The 16,754-nt window shown below is 68.7% G+C and carries 18 protein-coding genes; 10 read left to right on the forward strand and 8 right to left on the reverse strand.

What is annotated here, in order from left to right; translation table 11 throughout:
• Positions 1–5: 5 nt before the first annotated feature.
• On the reverse strand, positions 6–1,229 hold the full coding sequence (locus tag AC07Q9_RS18735) for a LysM peptidoglycan-binding domain-containing protein (RefSeq protein WP_495311225.1): 1,224 nt from the start codon (positions 1,227–1,229) through the stop codon (positions 6–8).
• Between the two features lie 160 nt (positions 1,230–1,389).
• On the opposite strand from AC07Q9_RS18735, the gene def reads away from it, so the two are divergent.
• From def to AC07Q9_RS18760, 5 genes are read left to right on the forward strand one after another with little or no spacing between them, the layout of a single operon-like run.
• Positions 1,390–1,911 (forward strand): peptide deformylase, encoded by a 522-nt coding sequence (gene def, locus AC07Q9_RS18740; RefSeq protein WP_495311229.1) that lies wholly within the window; start codon positions 1,390–1,392, stop codon positions 1,909–1,911.
• Positions 1,908–2,408 (forward strand): hypothetical protein, encoded by a 501-nt coding sequence (locus AC07Q9_RS18745; protein WP_489060736.1) that lies wholly within the window; start codon positions 1,908–1,910, stop codon positions 2,406–2,408. Before def ends, AC07Q9_RS18745 begins: the two co-directional genes overlap by 4 nt.
• Complete coding sequence (gene fmt / locus AC07Q9_RS18750) at positions 2,405–3,361, forward strand: methionyl-tRNA formyltransferase (RefSeq protein ID WP_495311232.1); 957 nt, start codon at positions 2,405–2,407, stop codon at positions 3,359–3,361. The genes AC07Q9_RS18745 and fmt overlap by 4 nt, the downstream gene beginning before the upstream one ends.
• On the forward strand, positions 3,361–4,101 hold the full coding sequence (locus tag AC07Q9_RS18755; protein WP_062478259.1) for an AzlC family ABC transporter permease: 741 nt from the start codon (positions 3,361–3,363) through the stop codon (positions 4,099–4,101). The genes fmt and AC07Q9_RS18755 overlap by 1 nt, the downstream gene beginning before the upstream one ends.
• A complete protein-coding gene (locus AC07Q9_RS18760) occupies positions 4,098–4,439 on the forward strand; it encodes an AzlD domain-containing protein (RefSeq protein WP_495311237.1) in 342 nt (113 codons plus the stop codon). The genes AC07Q9_RS18755 and AC07Q9_RS18760 overlap by 4 nt, the downstream gene beginning before the upstream one ends.
• Before the next feature lie 10 nt (positions 4,440–4,449).
• Here the strand turns inward: AC07Q9_RS18760 and AC07Q9_RS18765 are convergent, their stop codons facing one another.
• The 6 genes from AC07Q9_RS18765 to AC07Q9_RS18790 are packed head-to-tail and all read right to left on the reverse strand — an operon-like array spanning position 4,450 to position 9,972.
• Entirely contained in the window at positions 4,450–5,424 is a 975-nt protein-coding gene (locus tag AC07Q9_RS18765) for a Bug family tripartite tricarboxylate transporter substrate binding protein (protein ID WP_495272712.1), read from the reverse strand.
• A gap of 39 nt (positions 5,425–5,463) precedes the next feature.
• Complete coding sequence (locus tag AC07Q9_RS18770; RefSeq protein ID WP_495311238.1) at positions 5,464–6,429, reverse strand: MBL fold metallo-hydrolase; 966 nt, start codon at positions 6,427–6,429, stop codon at positions 5,464–5,466.
• Positions 6,426–6,644, reverse strand: coding sequence for a DUF2783 domain-containing protein (locus AC07Q9_RS18775; protein WP_307582163.1), 219 nt, complete (start codon positions 6,642–6,644; stop codon positions 6,426–6,428). The genes AC07Q9_RS18770 and AC07Q9_RS18775 overlap by 4 nt, the downstream gene beginning before the upstream one ends.
• Positions 6,641–8,296, reverse strand: coding sequence for an FAD-dependent oxidoreductase (locus tag AC07Q9_RS18780; protein ID WP_495311240.1), 1,656 nt, complete (start codon positions 8,294–8,296; stop codon positions 6,641–6,643). The genes AC07Q9_RS18775 and AC07Q9_RS18780 overlap by 4 nt, the downstream gene beginning before the upstream one ends.
• A gap of 7 nt (positions 8,297–8,303) precedes the next feature.
• The gene (locus AC07Q9_RS18785) at positions 8,304–9,425 is read right to left on the reverse strand and encodes an alpha/beta hydrolase (protein ID WP_495311241.1); all 1,122 of its coding nucleotides are present in this window, start codon (positions 9,423–9,425) and stop codon (positions 8,304–8,306) included.
• A complete protein-coding gene (locus AC07Q9_RS18790; RefSeq protein WP_139700734.1) occupies positions 9,418–9,972 on the reverse strand; it encodes a VOC family protein in 555 nt (184 codons plus the stop codon). The genes AC07Q9_RS18785 and AC07Q9_RS18790 overlap by 8 nt, the downstream gene beginning before the upstream one ends.
• A 90-nt stretch (positions 9,973–10,062) precedes the next feature.
• Here AC07Q9_RS18790 and AC07Q9_RS18795 point away from each other — a divergent pair, with 90 nt between their 5' ends.
• The 3 genes from AC07Q9_RS18795 (at position 10,063) to pyk (ending at position 13,811) form a co-directional block, all read left to right on the forward strand.
• The gene (locus tag AC07Q9_RS18795) at positions 10,063–10,971 is read left to right on the forward strand and encodes a LysR family transcriptional regulator (protein WP_495311242.1); all 909 of its coding nucleotides are present in this window, start codon (positions 10,063–10,065) and stop codon (positions 10,969–10,971) included.
• A 92-nt stretch (positions 10,972–11,063) separates the two neighbouring features.
• Complete coding sequence (locus AC07Q9_RS18800) at positions 11,064–12,257, forward strand: phosphoglycerate kinase (protein WP_369645594.1); 1,194 nt, start codon at positions 11,064–11,066, stop codon at positions 12,255–12,257.
• A gap of 105 nt (positions 12,258–12,362) precedes the next feature.
• Positions 12,363–13,811: a pyruvate kinase gene (gene pyk / locus AC07Q9_RS18805; protein ID WP_487847605.1), complete on the forward strand. Its 1,449-nt coding sequence runs from the start codon at positions 12,363–12,365 to the stop codon at positions 13,809–13,811.
• Between the two features lie 64 nt (positions 13,812–13,875).
• On the opposite strand, the gene AC07Q9_RS18810 is transcribed toward pyk, so the two are convergent.
• Positions 13,876–14,892 carry a 1-aminocyclopropane-1-carboxylate deaminase gene (locus AC07Q9_RS18810; RefSeq protein ID WP_495311243.1) on the reverse strand — a complete coding sequence of 339 codons (1,017 nt, stop codon included), beginning with the start codon at positions 14,890–14,892 and terminating at the stop codon, positions 13,876–13,878.
• Between the two features lie 145 nt (positions 14,893–15,037).
• Here AC07Q9_RS18810 and AC07Q9_RS18815 point away from each other — a divergent pair, with 145 nt between their 5' ends.
• Together AC07Q9_RS18815 and fba are read left to right on the forward strand one after the other, a co-directional pair.
• On the forward strand, positions 15,038–15,523 hold the full coding sequence (locus AC07Q9_RS18815; RefSeq protein ID WP_099793957.1) for an Lrp/AsnC family transcriptional regulator: 486 nt from the start codon (positions 15,038–15,040) through the stop codon (positions 15,521–15,523).
• Positions 15,524–15,677: 154 nt separating this feature from the next.
• Complete coding sequence (gene fba, locus AC07Q9_RS18820; protein ID WP_099793953.1) at positions 15,678–16,742, forward strand: class II fructose-bisphosphate aldolase; 1,065 nt, start codon at positions 15,678–15,680, stop codon at positions 16,740–16,742.
• The last annotated feature ends 12 nt before the right edge of the window (positions 16,743–16,754 follow it).

Raw genomic sequence — 16,754 nt, forward strand, 5'->3', positions numbered from 1 at the left:
GCGTGTCAGGGATTGACGAGGAAGTCGCCGGCGCGGGGAGTGTCGTTGATTTCGAGCACCAATGCGTACGAGACTTTCTCGAAGGTGCGGAACACCATCAGCAGGCCGATGCGTTCGTTCGGCAGCTTGATGGTTTCCTTGCGCGCGCCGGTGCGGTCGAGGATGGTCTCGCCGTTCTTCAGGATGGCCAGCACGTGGCCGTTGTCGATGCCGTCGCGCGTGCCCTTGTTGATGGCCACGACCTGGTTCTGCGCCGCGTACTGCACGGCGTTGCCGTAGACCGACACGATGCGGCCGTCCACCTGGGTGGAGGGCGCGCGCGGTGCGTAGCTCAGCAGCTGGCGCGGCGGCTCGGGCAGCAGGCGGTCGCCGGCGCGCATTTCCTCGCGCGACGCAATGATGTCGATGCTGGCCGGCACGACGGTGATGACGTCCTTGTCGCCGGTCGTCTCGATGGTGGTCGATTCGCCGCGCTGCAGCTGCGCCTTGCCCAGGTACTGCGCCTCGTAGCCGAGGATTTCGCCGGTGCCGGGGTCTTTCAGCGGCGTGGCGCTGCGGAAGATGCGGTAGTGCTGCACCGGGCCTGGCTTCTCGACCAGCGGCGATTCGGCATTGCCGCGCGCATAGGCGCGGTCGCCGCGCGACAGCAGCACGCGGCTGTCGTTGCCGGCCACGATGCGCGGTGCGGCGTCGAGCGTGTTGGCGTCGACCACGATGGGTTCGCTGAGGAAGGGCTCGATCAGGCTCGGGTTGAGCGTGGGCAGGGCCATGCCCGCGAGCGAGTCGAAGCGGGTGCGCGGCGACAGCTTGATGGTGCCGCCGTCGACGCCGCCCACGCTGCGGCGGGTGGTCAGGCGCGCGCGGCCGCCGCTCTTGTCCAGGTACAGCACCTGGCCCGGGTAGATGCGGTGCGGGTCCTGAATCTCGTTGATGTTCATGCCCCACAGCTCCGGCCAGCGCCAGGGGCGCAGCAGGTACAGGCGCGAGATGGCCCAGAGCGTGTCACCGGGCTTGACCGTGTATTCGTCGGGCGCCTTCGGCGACAGTTCGCTCAGCGGCACGCCGGCCTGGGCGGTCTGCTGGGCGGTGGCGCGCTGCTGGGGCGTGACCGGGTAGGTCGTCTGCGCCCAGGCCGCCGTGGCGCCGCAACTGCCGGCCACCGCCAGGGCGGCCGTCCAGAAGGCAAAGAGGGTCGGGCGCTGGTGTTCGGTGGAGCTGGGCTGTGTCATGTCTGGATGGGTGAGCGCACGAAGTATCGTGGCGCATACGAATCTCACAATTTGCTACGAATTCTGCGCCCGAAGCCCTTGCAAGGGCAACGTTTTCGCGCCAATGCGCCGCGACGCGTCGCGGAATTGGCGAAAATAGCCACAACTTCCCCCCGATTTCATGGCCAAACGAATCATTCTGAGTTACCCCGACAAGCGCCTGCACACGGTGGCCAAACCGGTGCAGGGCGTGGACGCGCGCATCAAGACGCTGGTCGCCGACATGCTGGAAACCATGTACGACGCGAGCGGCATCGGCCTGGCCGCGACCCAGATCGACGTGCATGAGCGCGTGGTCGTGATCGACGTCTCCGAAGAGCGCAACGAGCCGATCGTGCTCATCAACCCGGAAATCACCTGGGCCAGCGACGAGAAGGTGCTCAATGAAGAGGGCTGCCTCTCGGTGCCCGGCATCTACGACGGCGTGATGCGCTCCACCTCGGTGAAGGTCCAGGCGCTCGACGCCGACGGCAACAGCCACACCCTCGAGGCCGACGGCCTGCTGGCTGTGTGCATCCAGCACGAGCTCGACCACCTCCTGGGCAAGGTGTTCGTCGAATACCTGTCGCCGCTCAAGCGCAACCGCATCAAGAGCAAGCTCCTCAAGCAACAGCGCGAGGAGATGAAAGAAGCGCGGGCATGAACTGCCGCCGGGCTGCGTGGTCCTCGCTGGCCGCCGCCGGACTGTTGTTCCTGGCGGGTTGCGTCAGCGAACCCACGCGCATCCAGCCCGGCACCTCCGCCGCCGAGACCCTGCAGCGCCTGGGCGCGCCCACGGGCCGCTACCCGCTCAACGGCGGTGGCGAGCGGCTGCAGTACTCGCGCATGCCGGCGGGCTTCGAAGTGGTCGACATCGACCTCGACGCGTCCGGCAAGGTCGTCTCGGTGACCCAGGTGCTCACCGAGGCGCGCTTCGGCCACGACATCCAGGTCGACCGCTGGCGCCAGAACGAGGTGCTGGCCTTCTACGGCAAGCCCTACGAAATCAGCCGCGTCAGCTCCTTCGACGGCGCCGTCTGGACCTGGCGCTACAAGGCCGTCAACGAGCGCCGCATGCTCTATATCTACATCGACCCCACCGGCGTGGTGCGCCGGTATCACACGGGGGATGACCTCGAATTCGAACGGAACCGGGATTGAGCGCGTTGAAAGTCGTTTTTGCGGGCACGCCCGAGTTCGCGCGCGTCGCCCTGGAGGCCATCGCCGCTGCCGGCCATGACATCGTCGGCGTGATGAGCCAGCCCGACCGGCCCGCCGGCCGCGGCATGAAGCTGCAGGCTTCGCCCGTCAAGCAGTGCGCCGTGGCCAACCACTGGCCCGTGGCGCAGCCGCGCAGCCTGCGGCTGGACGGCAAGTACCCCGACGAGGCCACGGCCGCGCGCGACACGCTGCTGGCGTGGCAGCCCGACGTGATGGTGGTCGCGGCTTACGGGCTGATCCTGCCGCAGTGGGTGCTCGACCTGCCGGTGCACGGCTGCCTCAACATCCACGCCAGCCTGCTGCCGCGCTGGCGCGGCGCCGCGCCGATCCACCGCGCCATCGAGGCCGGCGACGCGCAGACCGGCATCACCATCATGCAGATGGACGCGGGCCTGGACACCGGCGACATGCTGCTGCGCGAGGCGCTCGACATCGCGCCCGGCGAGAACACCGCCCGCCTGCACGACCGGCTCGCCGCGCTCGGTGGCCGCATGGTGGTCGAGGCGCTGGCGCAGATCGGCCAGCTGGTTCGCACGCCGCAGCCCACCGAAGGCATCACCTACGCCCACAAGGTCGAGAAGCACGAAGCGCTGATCGACTGGACGCAGCCCGCCGCCGCCATCGTGCGCCGCGTGCTGGCCTTCGATCCCTTCCCCGGCGCCAACAGCCCGCTCGGCGGCGAGACCGTCAAGCTCTGGGCCGCGCACGTGGTGCCCGGCAATACGGGCGCCGCGCCCGGCACCGTCGTCTCGGCCGACGCCACCGGCGTCGCCGTGGCGGCATCGGATGCGACCGTGGTGCTCACCGAACTGCAACGCCCGGGCGGCAAGCGCCTGCCCGCGGCCGATTTCCTGCGCGGCTTCGACCTGAAGACCGGCCAGGTCTTCGGCTGATGTTCCTCTCGCCCACGCTGCGCCGCCAGCCCGAGTTCCGCGCCGGCATGCGCGACATGGCCTCGGCCGCGCTCGGCATCGGCGCCTGGGGCCTGATGACCGGCGTGGCCATGGTCAAGTCGGACATGAGCGTGCTCGAGGCCGTGGCGATGACCCTGTTCGTCTACGCCGGCAGCTCGCAGCTGGCCGCCATCCCGCTGCTGGCCGCGGGCGCGCCGGCCTGGGTGATTTTGGCGACGGGCTTCTGCGTCAACCTGCGCTTCGTGGTGTTCAGCCTGCACCTGCGGCCCTACCTCATGCACATGCCGCGCTGGCGCCGCCTGCTGCACGGCTACCTGACGGCCGACCTGAGCTACGCGCTCTTCACCAAGCAGTACACGGCCCCGCCGACCACGCCCGCCGAACGGCTGGCGCAAGAGGCCTACCTCACCGGCAACTACTTCGTGACCTGGTGCGCGTGGATGGGCATGAGCCTGCTGGGCATCGCGCTGGCCAACCTCATTCCGCAGACCTGGGGCCTGGGCTTTGCCGGCGTGCTGAGCCTGGTAGCCATCGTCTGCTCGATGGCGACGACGCGGCTGCGCGTGCTGGCCGCGCTCATCGCGGGCGCCACGGCGGTCGCGGCCTATGCGCTGCCGCTCAAGCTCAACATCGTGGTCGCGATCGGCGTGGCGGTGCTGCTGTGCTTCTGGCTCGAAAAGCAGTTCGGGCTCGACCCCGACGCGGAGGACGACAAATGAGCACCGGCGGCACTGACTGGTGGACCCTGGCCGTGATCGCCGGCTTGGCTGGCGTCACCGTGCTCACGCGCTGCTTCTTCTTCATCCTCGACCGGCCCTGGGGCCTGCCCGAGTGGGCGCACCGCGCGCTGCACTACGCGCCGGCCGCCGCGCTGGCCGGCGTGATCGCGCCCGAGATCGTGATGACGCAGGGCCACCTGATCACCACGCTGCACGACGCCCGCCTCTATGCGGCGGTCGTCGGCGGTGCTTATTACTTCTGGCGGCGCGGCGTGCTCGGCACGATGCTGGCCGGCATGGCGGTGTACCTGCCCCTGCACCTCGGCCTGGGCTGGTGATCGACTCAGACTAGTCGAGCTTCACGCCGGCGGTCTTGATGATGTTGCCCCAGCGCTCGCTCTCCGCGCGCGAGAGCTTGTAGAAGTCCTGCGGCGTGCCGGGCAGCGCCTCGAAACCGAACTCCGCAAACAGCTTCACCACCTTCGGTGCCTTCATCGCCTTGTGCAGCTCGGTGTTGATGCGCGCCACGGCCTCGGGCGGCATGCCGGCCGGGCCGATCAGGCCGTGGAAGGCGTAGGCGTTGACGTCGCTGAAGCCCGCTTCGACGAAGGTCGGCACCTCGGGCAACGCACTGGCGCGCTGCGGCAGCGCGATGGCCAGCACGCGCACCTTGCCCGACTTGATGATCGGCAGGCCCGAGGCCAGGTCGAGCATCATCGTCGGCACCTGGCCGCCCATCACGTCGGTCATGGCGGGCGCGGCGCCCTTGTACGGCACGTGCGTGATCGTGAGGCCCGCCTTCTGCTTGAACAGCTCCATCGCCATGTGGTGCGGCGAGCCGTTGCCGGGCGAGGCGTAGCTCACCTTGTCGGGGTTGGCCTTCACGTAGCGCACGAACTCGGCCACGTTCTTCGCGGGAAAGTCGGGATGCACGACCAGCGCCACCGGGAAGCGCCCGATGGTGCCGATGTAGGTGAAGTCGGTCGCCGGCTTGTAGGGAAGCTTGGCGAACATGTGCTCGTTGAACAGCAGCGCCGCGTTCTCGGCCTGCATGATCGTGTAGCCGTCGGGCTTGGCCTGCATCATCACCGACACGCCGATGTTGGTCGACGCGCCGGGGCGGTTGTCGATGATCAGCGGCTGGCCGAGCGACGGCTGCATGGCCTCGGCCAGCGAGCGCGCGAGGTTGTCGGTGCCGCCGCCGGCCACGTAGGGCACGATCCATTTCACGGGCTGGCTGGGGTAGGCCGCCGGTTGCGCCGATGCGAAGGGTGCGGCGGCGAGTGCGAGGGTCGCGGCCAGCAGGGGAAGAAGGCGTTTCATCGTTTTTGTCTCCGTTGCTTTGTTGAAAAAGGGGGCGGCTCAGGTGCCACGCAGGACCTGCCAGAGCTCGCGGTCGCGCTCGGCGGTCCACACGACTGGGTGCTCGATGCCGCGCAGCTCGTCGTACGCGCGCGAGACGTCGAAAGGCAGCACGTGCTGGAACACCGGCCAGCCGCCGAAGCGCGGCGTCATGGCCGCTTCGGCGCGCGCGAAGCAGCCCTTGAGCGTCTCGCCCGCGGCGATGCCCGCGCGCACGCTGTCGAGCAGCGTCGAGAGAAAGTCCTTCGTGAGCCCGATCGCCTCGGCGCAGGCGGCTTCACCCTGCAGCACCGCGCCGCGCCCGGGCACCAGCACGCGCGGCTTGAGCGCACGCACCGCGTCGAGCGTGCCGGCCCAGTCGCCGATGTAGGCGTCGCCCGCGTACACGCCGCAGTGGTTCTCGACCACGTCGCCTGCAAACAGCACGCCGCTGTCGGGCAGCCACGCCACGGTGTCGCCGCTCGAATGGCCGCGGCCCAGCGCCATGAGCCGCAACTCGCGGCCACCGCCTAGTGGCAGCGTCATCTCGCGCTCGAAGGTCGTGGTCGGGAAGGTCAGGCCCGGAATCTCTTCCACGCCCGCGAACAGGCGCGGAAAGCGGCCGACTTCCGATTCGAAATCGGCCTGGCCGCGCGTGCGGATCCAGTCGAGCGTGCCGTTGCTGGCGACGATCTCCTGCACCTCGTCGAAGGCGCTCGCGCCCATCACGCGCACCGCGTGGTAGTGGGTGAGCACGATGGTGCGGATCGGCTTGTCGGTGACGCTGCGGATCGCCGCGAGGAAGTCGCGCGCCATGCGCGGCGTGGGGCGGGTGTCGATCAGCACCACCTGCTCGTCGCCGACGACGAAGCCGCAGTTGGGATCGAAGTCGCTGATGTAGCCGTAGGCGCCCGGGGCGAGTTCCTGCAGCCGGGGCTTCTGCTCGCGGGTGTCGGAGGCGGAAGCGAAAGAGACGGTGGCGGTCATGGCGGTGTTGTCGTGGTCGTGGGGATGTCTTCTTCGGCCTCGGCTGCCGCGTCGATGCACGCGAGCAGCACGGCCTGGTCGGCGCACTGGTTGGCCAGCAGCAGCACGAGGCGGGCGTTGAGGTCGGCGCTTTGCGCCTCGGTGCGGCCTTCGTGCGCGGCCAGCAGGGCGGCGTAGAAGCCGTCGGGGTCGGGGATGCGGGGCTCGGTGATCATGGGGACGAAGCAGGGAGTGCGAGCGCCGTGCGGACGGCGGCGGTGACCGTGTCGGGCGTGGCCTGCGCAAGGAGCGCAGCGCGGTAGGCATCGGGGCGTACGAGCACGAAGCCACCCGCGCTGGGATCGATGCCGAGGTGGCGCGCCAGCGTTTCGTCGGCCTGCAAGGTCGGCAGGCCGCTGTCGCCGCCCACGGCCAGCAGGCGCAGCGGCAATCCGGCCGTGGCATCGATCGCAGCTTGCGCCTGCGCGCGCGTCGGCGCGAACCACAGGCCCAGGCACTGCGTGCCCTCGGCCAGCAGCTGCATCAGCGTGGTCTGGCGCCCGTCGGCCCAATGCAGCGGCAGGTTCTGCACCGTGCGCGCGCCCTCGGGCAACAGCGGCGCGGCGGGGTAGTCGTTGGCGACCGACATGCGGCCCGTGTTGACCAGCGCGCGTGCGAAGGTGTGGCGCTTGGCCAGTGTCACCACGGCGCGGCGCAGCGTGTGCTCGGCCGGCGAGCGCGGCGCGAGGAAGCGCGCGGAGCGGCTCGTGACCGTCAGGTTCTCTTGCGCGGCCGGGCGGCGCTCGGCGTCGTAGCTGTCGAGCAGCGCGTCGTCGGCCTGCCCTTGCACGACCAGCGCGAGCTTCCAGCCGAGGTTGGCCGCGTCCTGGATGCCGGTGTTGCCGCCGCGCGCGCCGAAGGGGCTCACCACGTGCGCGGCATCGCCGATGAAGCACACGCGGCCGTGGCGGAAGCGCTCGAGCAGGTGGTCGCGGTAGCCGTACGGGCCGATCCACACGAACTCGAACGCCACGTCGGGCCCGAGCTGTTCGCGCAGCCGCGCACCGGCCACCTCGGGGCGGCTGATCTCGGCCGGGTCGCAGTCCTCGGGCATCTGGTAGTCGATGCGCCACACGCCGTCGGCCATCAGGTGCTGCCACACGCCGCGGCCTTCGTTGAAGGGTGCGTCGACCCAGGTCCAGCGTTCGGTGGGCAGCGGTTTTTCAAAGCGCACGTCGCTGATGCACCAGCGGTCGGTGCTGCGCGAGGCATGCGATGCCACGCCGAGCTGCGTGCGGATCGGGCTGTTCGCGCCCGTGGCGTCGATCAGGTGGTCGGCCTCGATCGTGTAGCTGCCGGCGGGCGTCTCTATGTCGATGCGCACGCCGTCGGCCAGCGGCTCGACGCGCGTCACGCGGCTCTTCCAGCGCAGGTCGGTCACACCGAGTTCGAGGATGCGATCGACCAGGAACCACTCGATGTAGAACTGCTGCAGGTTGATGAAGGGCGGCTGCGTCGAGACGCTGGTGGCCTGCAGGTTGAAGTTGTAGACCTCCTCGTTGCCCGAGAAGGTGCGCCCGAACGACCAGGTGACACCCTTGGCCGCGATGCGTTCGCAGATGCCCAGGCGCTCGAAGATCTCCAGGCTCTTCTGCGCGTAGCAGATGCCGCGCGACGAAGCGCCGCGCACGCCCACGGTGTCGTCCTCGTCGAGCAGCACGGCGCGCACGCCGCGTTGCGCGAGGTCGCAGGCCAGCGTGAGGCCCGAGGGGCCGGCGCCGACGATCACGACCGGGTGGCGCACCACCTGCGCGCTGCCGAGTTCGGGCGGCGGCGTGAAGGGCCAGACCGGCAACTCGTAGGCCGGTGCGAATGCAAAGTTTTCCATGGCTCTTCTACAGCGCGTGCGCGAACTCGGCGATGGCATCGGCGGCCTGCGGGATCAGCTCGGGCTGGCCCGCCAGGTAGTGGTTGCCGCCGACGATGTCGACGTTGCGGATGCGCGCGCCGCCCGCGGCCATCCAGGCGTCGCGCGTGCTCGGAAAGGTCGACTGGTCGCCGGTGTAGGTCAGCAGCAGCTTGGGCACCGTGGTGCGCGCGAGGTTGGTGGGCCCGTCGGCCTGCGAGCGCGACGACCACTGCGAGAGGAACGCGGTGAGCGAGGTGGTGCGGCCCATCGCGTTGGCCGAATAGTTCACCTGCCGCGCATTGCCCCACACGCTGCCGGGCAGGCGCGCATTGGCATCGAGCGACAGGTCGACGCAGCGCGGATCGGCGTGCGTGCGGTAGACGACGAAGGTCTGGTCGCGCGGCGCGCCGGGTGTGCCGCGCAGCAGCGCGAGGCGACCGAGGCACCACTGCTCGATGCGGTCCAGCCGCGCCTTCTGCGCCGCGCTGAAGCGCGCGAGAAAGTCGGCCTCGTAGGGCACGCGGTGGCGCGGGTCGTACATGTCGAGATCGGGGTCGACCGAGAGCGGGTCGTGCTCGTCGGTGACCGAGGGGTCGATCCAATCGCGCATGAGCCGCGTGCGGCCCAGGTGCGCGGCGCACAGCGCGAGGCCGTCCACGGGCGGCAGGTCGCTGGCGTGCAGGTGGGTCGGGTCGCCGTCGGGCAGGTGCGTGGCCGTGAGCTGCTCGGCCTGCGCCTGGTAGAAGGCCGAGAGCGCCGCGCCGCCCGAGTTGCCGACCAGGAACACCTTCTCGTAGCCGGCCGCGCGCAGGTACTGCACGCCGGCGCCCAGGTCTTGAATCGCACGCTCCATCAGCAGCACCGTGTCGTTGCCGACGAAGCGCGAGTTCAGGCCCATGCAGCAGATGCCGCGCTCGGCCAGCGGGCCGATGAGGTAGTGGCCCATGAAGTTGCTGGTCGGGTGCATCACGATGGCCGCGATCTTTTTCGGCCCCGGCGGCGCGCGGAAGGCGCCGTAGATGCGCGGGCGCAGCAGCTGCAGGCCCGACTGGCTGTCCATGGCCGCGCCGGGCTTCACGTCGATGACGGCGAGTTGCAACTCAGACATGCGACGCGCCTTTCGCTGCGCGAAGCGCCGCCTTGCGCGCGGTCCACGCGTCGAGGTCGGCGTGGGCATGGCGCGCGTGCGCGTCCATCTCGGTTTGCGGCACGGTCGGCGTGGTGAGTTCCACGCGGATGCCGTTGGGGTCGAAGAAGTAGATCGACTCGATGATGTGGTGGTCGGTCACGCCCAGCACCTCGACGCCCGCGCCTTCGAGCCGCGCCTTGGCGGCCAGCAGGTCGGCCACCGAGTCGACGCGCAGCGCGATGTGGTTCACCCACGAAGGCGTGTTGGGCGAGGGCAGCGCGGCGGTGTCGTCGCCCAGGTCGAAGAAGGCGATGTACGCGCCGTCGCGCATCTGGAAAAAGATGTGCACGTAGGGGCAGTACTCGCCCGTGCTCGGGACGTGGTCGTTCTTGATGACGTGGGCCAGCGGCAGGCCCAGCAGGTCTTCGTAGAAGTGGCGGGTTTCCTCGCTGTCGCGGCAGCGCCAGGCGAAGTGGTGCAGCCCGCGAATGGGTGGGGGCGCCGTGGGGGTGGCGGTCGTCGGCATGTCGTGTCTCCGTTGAGGCCGCGATTGGGCAATGCCGCGTCTTATGATGCAATCGAAATTAATTCATCGATTGATGAAATAACCATATATATGAACCTCACCCTGCGCCAGCTGCGCGCCTTCGCCGCCGTGGCCGAAACCGGCAGCTTCACCACCGCCGCCGGGCAGCTGCACCTCACGCAGTCGGCGCTCAGCGTGCTGGTGCGCGAACTCGAGCGCGAGATGGGCGTGCAGCTGCTCGACCGCAACACGCGGCGCGTGCAGCTGTCGGAGGCGGGGCGCGAGTTCCTGCCGTCGGTGCACCGGCTGCTCGGCGACCTCACGAGCGCGGTCGCGGGCGTGACCGACCTGCGTGACAAGAAGAAAGGGCTGTTGCGGCTCGCAGCGCCGCAGCTCATGGCCTGCACGCTGATGCCGCGCGTGATCGCCGCCTACCGCGAGGCGTACCCCGACGTGGACGTGCGCCTGGCCGACACGTTGCCCGAGCACCTGCTGCTGGGCGTGGCGGCCGGCGACGTCGAGCTGGCCGTGGGCCAGGACGTGGCGGTGGACGCCGCCGCTATCGAGCGCCGCACGCTGTTCCGCGACCGCCACTGGCTGATCTGCCCGCCCGGCCACGCCTTTGCCAAGCGCCGCAAGGTGCGCTGGCACGAGCTGGGGCCCTACACCTTCATCGCGCCCACGCGCGACTTCCGCCAGCGCGTGCTGCCCGAGCTGGGGGCCGAGGAGCGCGCCTTCCTGATGCGGCCGGGCACGCAGGAGGTGTCGTACATGACCACCGCGCTGGGCATGGTGGCCTCGGGCCTGGGGCTGACCGTGTGCCCGACCTACTCGGCGTCGCTGGTGCGCGCGCACGGGCTGCAGATGGTGCGGCTCGAGTCGCCCGACTTCCACCGCGAGGTCTGCGTGTACAGCGCGGCGCGGCGCTCGCTGTCGCCCGCGGCGGCGAGCTTCGTCGGCATCCTGGCGCAGTTCGCGACCGCGCAGCCGAAGGCCTGAAAAAGCATCGGCGCCCCGCAAGAGACGCGCAGGGGCGCCAGAGGGCGAAAACTACAATGCGGGCAGTCCCGTCTTTCACCATCCTCAGACCCATGAACGTCATTCGATTCACCGACCTCTGTGCGCAAGGCAAGGCCGCCGGCCAGCGCGTCTTCATCCGTGCCGACCTCAACGTGCCGCAAGACGATGCCGGCCGCATCACCGAAGACACGCGCATCCGCGCCTCGGTGCCCTGCATCCAGCTGGCGCTCGACGCCGGCGCGGCCGTGATGGTCACCTCGCACCTGGGCCGCCCGACCGAAGGCGAGTTCAAGCCTGAAGACTCGCTGGCCCCCGTGGCCCAGCGCCTGGGCGAGCTGCTCGGCCGTGAAGTGCCGCTGGTGGCCAATTGGGTCGACGGCGTCGACGTCAAACCCGGCCAGGTCGTGCTGCTGGAGAACTGCCGCGTCAACAAGGGCGAGAAGAAGAACGACGAAGCGCTGGCCCGCAAGCTGGCCGCGCTCACCGACATCTACGTGAACGACGCCTTCGGCACCGCCCACCGCGCCGAAGCCACCACCTACGGCATCGCGCAGTTCGCCAAGGTGGCCGCGGCCGGCCCGCTGCTGGCGGCCGAAATGGACGCCATCAGCAAGGCGCTGGCCCAGCCCAAGCGCCCGCTGGTCGCCATCGTGGCGGGCTCGAAGGTCAGCACCAAGCTCACCATCCTCAAGAGCCTGTCGGCCAACGTCGACCAGTTGATCGTCGGCGGCGGCATCGCCAACACCTTCATGCTGGCCGCGGGCCTGTCGATCGGCAAGTCGCTGGCCGAGCCCGACCTGCTTGACCAGGCCAAGGCCGTCATCGACGCCATGCGCGCGCGCGGCGCCGACGTGCCGATCCCGGTCGATGTGGTCACGGCCAAGACCTTCGCGGCCGACGCGCCCGCCACCGTCAAGGCCGCCACCGACGTGGCCGAGGACGACCTGATCCTGGACATCGGCCCGAAGACGGCCGCCATCCTGGCCGCGCAGCTGCGCGAAGCCGGCACCATCGTCTGGAACGGCCCCGTGGGCGTGTTCGAGTTCGACGCCTTCGCGGGCGGCACGAAGGCCATCGCGCAAGCCATTGCCGAAAGCAGCGCCTTCTCGATCGCCGGCGGCGGCGACACCCTGGCGGCCATCGCCAAGTACGGCATCGAAAAGCAGGTCGGTTACATCTCGACCGGCGGCGGTGCCTTCCTCGAGGTGCTGGAGGGCAAGACCCTGCCGGCCTTCGAGATCCTGGCCAAGCGCGCGGCAGGCTGATTCCGGCGGCGGTCCGGCCACGGGAGGGAAATCCCCCGTGGCGACTGACTTCCGTTCGACACACAAAGTGTATACAGTAGCGAATACAAAACGGAGACCCCCTTCATGAGCTCGGACCGCATCCCCCGCCACGCCACCAAGATCGTCGCCACCCTCGGCCCCGCCTCCAGCACGCCGGAATTGCTGGAACAGATGATCCTGGCCAAGGTCAGCGTGGTGCGGCTGAACTTCAGCCACGGCACGGCGCAGGACCACATCGACCGCGCCACCATGGTGCGTGAGGCGGCCCGCAAGGCCGGCCGCGAAGTGGCCATCATGGCCGACCTGCAGGGCCCGAAGATCCGCGTCGGCAAGTTCGCGCAGGGCAAGATCTGGCTGGAGCCGGGCGCCAAGTTCGTGCTCGACGCCTCGCGCACCGAGCTGGGCGACGTCGACGCCGTCGGCCTCGACTACAAGGACCTGCCGCGCGACGTGAAGCCCGGCGACAAGCTGCTGCTGAACGACGGCCTGATCGTGCTCACGGTCGACGGCGTCAAGGGCGAAGCGGTGCACACCACCGTCAAGCTGGGCGGCGAGCTGTCGAACAACAAGGGCATCAACAAGCAGGGCGGCGGCCTCACGGCGCCCGCGTTGACGGCCAAGGACATGGAAGACATCAAGACCGCGATGAGCTTCCAGGCCGACTACGTGGCCGTGAGCTTCCCCAAGAACGCCACCGACATGGAAATGGCGCGCCAGCTGTGCAACGTCGCGGCCGCCGAGTACGGCCACAAGCCCGGCATGATCGCCAAGATCGAGCGCGCCGAGGCCATTCCGAAGCTGGAAGAAATCCTGCGCGCCAGCGACGGCATCATGGTCGCCCGCGGCGACCTGGCCGTGGAAGTGGGCAACGCCGCCGTGCCGGCGCTGCAGAAAAAGATGATCCGCATGGCGCGCGACATGGACAAGGTGGTCATCACCGCGACCCAGATGATGGAGTCGATGATCACCAACCCCGTGCCCACCCGCGCCGAGGTGAGCGACGTGGCCAACGCCGTGCTCGACGGCACCGATGCCGTGATGCTGTCGGCCGAAACCGCCTCGGGCCGCTACCCGCTCGAGACTGTCCAGGAAATGAGCCGCATCTGCGAAGCCGCCGAAGCGGCCGAAGACAAGACGCTCGATGCCGACTTCAGCGGCAAGACCTACAGCCGCATCGACCAGTCGATCGCCATGGGCGCGCTGTTCACGGCGCACCACCTGGGCGCCAAGGCCATCGTGGCGCTGACCGAGTCGGGCTCCACCATCCTGTGGATGAGCCGCCACCGCGCGCACATCCCCATGTACGCGCTGACCTCGCGCCTGTCCACGCAGCGCAAGCTGGCGCTGTACCGCAACGTGCGCCCGCTGCTGATGGACTCGCAGACCGACCGCGACACCGCGCTCGAACAGGCGGAAGCCCATCTGAAGAAGCGCGGCATCGTGCAAAGCGGTGACGTGTACGCGATCACCTGCGGCGAGCCGATGGGTGCGCCGGGCGGCACCAACATGCTGAAGATCTGCAGAGCGCGCTGAGCGAGTTCGTTCGCAACAAGACAAAGGCCGGCGCATGCCGGCCTTTTTCATTGCGCCGTCTGGTTCAGCCGTTGCGGAACAGGAAGCTGTAGGCGTTCAGCGCGGGCACCCCGCCCAGGTGGGCATAGAGCACCTTCGAGCCGGCCGGGAATTCGCCCAGCCGCACCTTCTCGATCATCCCGTGCATCGACTTGCCCTCGTACACCGGGTCGGTCAGCATGCCGTCGAAGCGCGCGCTCAACCGGATCGCCTCCAGCGTGCCCTCGTTCGGCAGCCCGTACTCGGGCCCGCCGAAGCGGCGGTCGAGCACCACGTCTTTCTCGGTGATGTCGCGGCCCAGCTCGACCAGCTCGGCCGTGTTTTTGGCGATGCGCAGGATCTGCTCGTAGGTCTGCTGCGGCTTGGCCGAGGCGTCGATGCCGATCACGCGGTCGGCCCGCCCGTCGGCCGCGAAGCCCACCACCATGCCGGCCTGCGTGCTGCCCGTGACCGAGCAGACCACGACGTAGTCGAACTTGAACCCGAGCTCGGCCTCCTGCTGGCGCACTTCCTCGGCAAAGCCCACGAAGCCCAGGCCGCCGCGCGGGTGCTCGGAGCAGCCCGCCGGGATCGGGAAGGGCTTGCCGCCGGCCGCGCGCACGTCGGCCATCGCCTGTTCCCAGCTCTGGCGGATGCCGATGTCGAAGCCCGCCGCGTCCAGCCGCACGTCGGCGCCGAGGATGCGCGACATCTCGATGTTGCCGACCCGGTCGTACACCGCGTCGGAGTAGTTGACCCAGTTCTCCTGCACCAGTACGCACTTCAGGCCCAGGTGCGCGGCCACGGCCGCGACCTGGCGCGTCTGGTTCGACTGGATGCCGCCGATGGACACCAGCGTGTCGTAGCCGCCTTCGAGCGCCTCGGGAATCAGGTACTCCAGCTTGCGCGTCTTGTTGCCGCCGAAGGCCAGGCCGCTGTTGCAGTCCTCGCGCTTGGCGTAGAGATCGACCTTGCCGCCCAGGTGGGCGCTCAGGCGCTTCAGCGGCTGGATCGGCGTGGGGCCGAAGGTCAGGGCGTGGCGGGGGAATTTCTTCAGGTTCATCGACGCAGCTCCAAAAGCGGTGAGGGGGTGAAGCTGTCGATCGTAGGAAGAAGCGTTTGCAATGTGCTTGCGAAGTTCGCTGGATTTGGCGTTCAAAAGAAGGCAGGATCGCCGAGAAGAAAGCTTTTCATCCGAGAAGGAAGCCATGAGCACAACAAAGTTGCGTGCCCCGACCGAGCTCGATCGCACCGACCGCGCCATCCTGCGCGCCCTGCAGCGCGACGCCTCGGTGTCGAACGTGGCGCTGGCCGCCAAGGTGAACCTCAGCGCGCCGGCCTGCCTGCGCCGGGTCGAGCGGCTCAAGGCCGGCGGGCTCATCAAGGGCGTGGTCGCCCTGCTCGACCCCGACGCGCTCGAGGTCGGCATGCTCGTGATGATCGGCGTGGTGCTCGACCGCTCCACGCCCGACTCCTTCGCCGATTTCGAGAAGGCGGCGCAGAAGGTGTCGGGCTGCCTCGAATGCCACGTCGTCACGGGCGAATTCGACTACTTCATGCTCGTGCGCACCCGCGACAACGACAGCTTCAACCGCCTGCATGCCGAGCAGCTGCTGTACCTGCCGGGCGTGCGGCAGATCCGGACTTTCGTGGTGCTCAAGCAGGTGCTGTCGACCACGCAGTTGCCGATCTGAAAAAGTTGAAAAAGAGCTGCGCGCCAGTACCCGTGGCGCCCGGGGTGGCGTCGGCCCTGTCCCACAAGGGGGCTCGGTAGAATCGGGGTAGTTTTCTCCCGACTTTCCGCCTTCTCTTTTTCCCGTCTTTTTCTATTCCCACGAGGTATTTCCCATGGCACTCGTCTCGATGCGCGAACTGCTGGACCACGCCGCCGCCAACGGCTACGGCATTCCGGCCTTCAACGTCAACAACCTCGAACAGGTCCAGGCCGTCATGGAGGCCGCCAAGGAAACCGGCGCGCCCGTCATCCTGCAGGCCAGCGCCGGCGCCCGCAAGTACGCGGGTGAAGCCTTCATCAAGCACCTGATCCAGGCCGCCATCGAGCAGTACCCGAACATCCCGCTGGTGATGCACCAGGACCACGGCCAGAGCCCGGCCATCTGCCAGGGCGCGATCGACCTGGGCTTCTCGTCCGTGATGATGGACGGCTCGCTGCACGAAGACGGCAAGACGCCCGCTTCGTTCGACTACAACGTCGACGTGACCCGCAAGGTGGTCGAACTGGCCCACAAGGTCGGCGTCACCGTCGAAGGCGAGCTGGGTTGCCTGGGCTCGCTCGAAACCGGCCTGGCCGGTGAAGAAGACGGCATCGGCGCCGAAGGCGTGCTCGACCACGCGTCGCTGCTCACCGACCCCGAAGAAGCCGCCCAGTTCGTGAAGGCCACGCAACTCGACGCGCTGGCCATCGCCATCGGCACCAGCCACGGCGCCTACAAGTTCACGCGCAAGCCCACGGGCGACATCCTGTCGATCCAGCGCGTGAAGGAAATCCACGCCCGCCTGCCCAACACCCACCTGGTGATGCACGGCTCGTCGTCGGTGCCGCAAGACCTGCTGGAAATCATCCGCAAATACGGCGGCAACATGAAGGAAACCTACGGCGTGCCCGTCGAGGAAATCCAGGAAGCCATCAAGTACGGCGTGCGCAAGATCAACATCGACACCGACATCCGCCTGGCGATGACCGGCGCCGTGCGCAAGTTCCTGGCCGAGAACCCCGAGAAGTTCGATGCCCGCGAGTGGCTCAAGCCCGCGCGCGAAGCCGCCAAGCAGATCTGCAAGCAGCGCTACATCGAGTTCGGCTGCGAAGGCCAGGGCGCCAAGATCAAGGGCGACACGCTGCAGGTCGTCGCTGCCAAGTACGCCAAGGGCGACCTGGCGCAGCAAGTCATCTAACGAAGACAGACT

The organism is Variovorax sp. GW821-FHT09A10 (assembly GCF_059418385.1).